Here is a 1,388-nt window from a genome sequence, read left to right as displayed (position 1 = left end):
ACCTTTTCTAAGTGCTTGGTTGCATCAGGTAAACAGTTAAAGTTACGAGATAGCATCTCGATAATTTTCTTCTGTTCCTTTTTTGCCTTCTTTTGAATAGTCCTTTCTTTTTGAGACTTTAAAGATGGGTTGTAAACAAGTAATCCAAGCTGTGGATAGACAAAAGTTTGATTATCCTCTTGATACTCCAAAGGTGGTAGATCGCGTAAGAAACGACCAGTAGGTATTTCTTTTTTAACAGTACCAATACCAGAAATACCATCATTCCATTCTTCCTCAGAATAGATTGGGGTTAATGGCTCTGCTTGAGTTAAAGCACTTTTAGCAACATTGTATGAGTCTGGTATTCTAGTAATCAAATCCATATCATTGCTCTTTGCAACATGAGCCATTTTAGGACTATAAGCAGCACTATCGGCCACAACATATTTAAGCTGGTTATTAAGATTTTGTTGTAGACAACTAAGTGACTCACGTGCAAACTCAGGAAAGTAAGAGTAATCGTTTGTGTTTCCATTCTTAAGCTCAAATGCCAATGGAATACGGCATTCCTGAGCGGTTAATCCATAAGTCATAACCTGAGCTAGATTACGGCCATCTTTAGATTTACCGTACTTAGGAACAGCAATCTTTATACATACTTGTTCCTCATCGTCATTAACTGCATCTAAAGGTGCAGATTGGTCATTAACAATCTCAGACTTCCCTTCAACATTATTAATCTCAGACTTCTCTTCAACATTATCAATATTGCTGATATCAGGTGAATTAACGTCTTTGGCACTACTCTCATCTTCAGACAGATGCTTACTATTGTCAGAAGGATATGCTTCATGGTACATACCTCTAGCTGTTGCATAGAGATGAACAGTTGAAACATGAATACCAAGATATTTCATAACAGACATTGCAAGATCGGTATATACCTCTGAACCTTTTTGGCCTAGAGCCTCTAAGGCTAAAGCAAAATTCTGCCTGTTAAAAGCATCAGTATCAAGTTGATCTACATCGTCAAATATAGCCTCTAGCGCTAATGAACCAAGACTTTCATCTATCTTGATTAATGATTTATAACTACCAGTAAAGATTGTAGTTCCCATATAGTTAAGCAAATGACCATTACCTACCTTATGATGGTAACCACCCTTTGTCATATGTCTGTCAAATAATTCAACAAGTTTAAACTTCTTAATAAAGCCAGCAAACAAAGGATATGCGCCAATAGACTCTGTTTCTTTAGCGCCTCTTGATGCGTTTAAATTGATAATAGCTTCTAGCTCTTGTGACAACTCGATTCGCTCATGTGAATTAGTTTTAGCAAGGGTCATATAATTTAAGCTCATATTAAGGTTAATTCTTTAGGGAAAGAGTTGCATCAAACTTTAAAC

General features: G+C 36.3%; 1 protein-coding gene. It reads right to left on the bottom strand.

Going from position 1 to position 1,388, the window contains the following annotated elements; all coding sequences use genetic code 11:
* Positions 1-1,328, bottom strand: a 1,328-nt coding sequence (locus tag MXE38_RS12290) for a hypothetical protein (protein ID WP_246915498.1), incomplete at its 3' end; no start/stop codon positions are given.
* Positions 1,329-1,388: the final 60 nt, after the last annotated feature.

Source organism: Anaerobiospirillum sp. NML120448 (assembly GCF_023050945.1).
In the GTDB taxonomy this organism is placed as follows: Bacteria; Pseudomonadota; Gammaproteobacteria; order Enterobacterales; family Succinivibrionaceae; genus Anaerobiospirillum.
Note: the sequence above shows the minus strand (reverse complement) of the source record. Positions and strands in the feature narration are given on the sequence as shown.